This window comes from Pseudomonas sp. S37, from assembly GCF_016658545.1.
Lineage (GTDB): Bacteria > Pseudomonadota > Gammaproteobacteria > Pseudomonadales > Pseudomonadaceae > Aquipseudomonas.
The window spans coordinates 1-1,745 of record NZ_JACVZC010000220.1; the positions used below are offsets into that span (position 1 = coordinate 1).

2 protein-coding genes are annotated in these 1,745 nt (G+C 61.8%); both read right to left on the bottom strand.

All coding sequences use genetic code 11. The features are described 5' to 3' along the window. Positions 1-1,397 (bottom strand): condensation domain-containing protein (locus IAE39_RS29360; protein WP_328825634.1); only part of this gene is annotated, 1,397 nt, incomplete at its 3' end. Positions 1,398-1,408: 11 nt separating this feature from the next. Next, the coding region (locus IAE39_RS29365) for a phosphopantetheine-binding protein (RefSeq protein ID WP_201207949.1) at positions 1,409-1,745 on the bottom strand (337 nt) is incomplete at its 5' end.

Below are 1,745 nucleotides of genomic sequence, written 5' to 3' on the forward strand. Positions count from 1 at the left end.
ATGGCCGCCAGCAGGTCCTGCCAGTGCCCGGCGAGCTGGGCGATGGTGGCCGGGTCGAACAAGGCGGTGGCGTAGGTCAGGAACGCAGCGATGCCATGCTCATGTTCGACGGTGTTCAATGCAAGGTCGAACTGGGTGGTGTGAATTTCCCAATCGAGCGCCTCAAGGGTCAGGCCCGGCAGCTGTCGTGTCTGGCCCCGGCCCTCGCTGCCGTGGTTATGCATCACCTGGAACAACGGGCTATGGCTGAGGCTGCGCTCCGGTTGCAGGGCTTCGACCAGTTGCTCGAATGGCAGGTCCTGGTGCGCCTGTGCGTCGAGCCCGGCCTGGTGGACCTGCTCGACCAGTTCATCAAAGGTGGTGCTCAGGTCGAGTTCGGCCTTGAGCACCTGGGTATTGACGAAGAAGCCGATCAGGCCCTCGACTTCGCTGCGGTTGCGGTTGGCGATGGGGACACCGACGCGGATATCGTTCTGCCCACTGTAGCGGTGCAGCAAGGCCTGGAAGCTTGCCAGCAGCAAGGTGAACAAGGTCACGCCCTGACGCTTGGCCAACTGCTTCAGCGAATCCGCCAGCACGTCCGCGATGGCGATGTCCAAGCGTGCCCCTGCATGGCTCTGCACTGCACCACGCGGGCGGTCCAGCGGCAATTCGAGTACCGGTTGTTCGTCACCCAGCTGAGCCGTCCAGTAGCCCAGCTGCTTTTCGCGCTCGCCCGCTTCCATGAATTGCCGCTGCCATGACGCGTAGTCGGCGTATTGCACCGGGAGCGCTGGCAACTGCAGCACCTGCCCGGCCTTGGCGGCCTCGTAGAAACGCACCAGCTCGTCGACCATGATCGGTGTCGACCAGCCATCGGAAACGATATGGTGCAAGGTCAGGACCAGCACATGATCATCTGCCGCCAGGCCCAGCAATCTGACCCGCAGCAAGGGGCCCTGCTCCAGGTCGAAGGGTTGCTGGACTTCCTGCTCGACCCAGGCCTTCAGTGCGGCGCTGTCATCAGCACCGGTTTGCATGAGCGCTTCGCTGACCAGCTTGAAGGGCGCTGCGGGATGGATCACCTGTACCGGCTGATCACCCTCGAGGTGAAATGTGGTGCGCAGGGTTTCATGTCGAGCGATCAGGGCATCGAAGCTGGCCTGCAGCGCCTGAAGGTCAAGCTCGCCCTTCAGGCGCAGGGCAACCGGGATGTTGTAAGCGCTGCCCTGAGGGTCCATCTGCCAGAGAAACCACTGCCGCTGCTGGGCGTAGGACAACGCCAGGACCTCCCCCGGCGCTCTCGCAGGGATCGGCGTGACTCCGTACAAGTTGATTCCCTGACGCTTCAGGAGCATGGCCAGAGCGTGACGCTCTTTGGTGGACAACGATTTGACGGAGTCGAGCAACGCTTGCACTGATGTATCCCCTATGAAATCAGTTCATCAATTTCCTCCGTGGTTAGACGTTTGAGCGCCTCCAGCGATTTAGCCAGTTCTGCCTGAATCGGATCGATTTGCTGATTTTTCTCTTCGAGGCGGCGGCAGAAATCCGCCAGCTGGGGGTGTTCGAACAGTTCTTTCAAGGTGGCGTCGATACCTGCCACCTCGCGTACACGCACGATCACCTGGGTGGCAGACAGCGAGTGGCCACCCAGCGCGAAGAAACCATCGTTCAGGCCAACCCTCTCGAGCTTCAGCACGTCGGCCCAGATCTTCGCGATCTGCTGCTCCAGTTCGCTGCGCGGGGCCACATAGCTGCCCTGC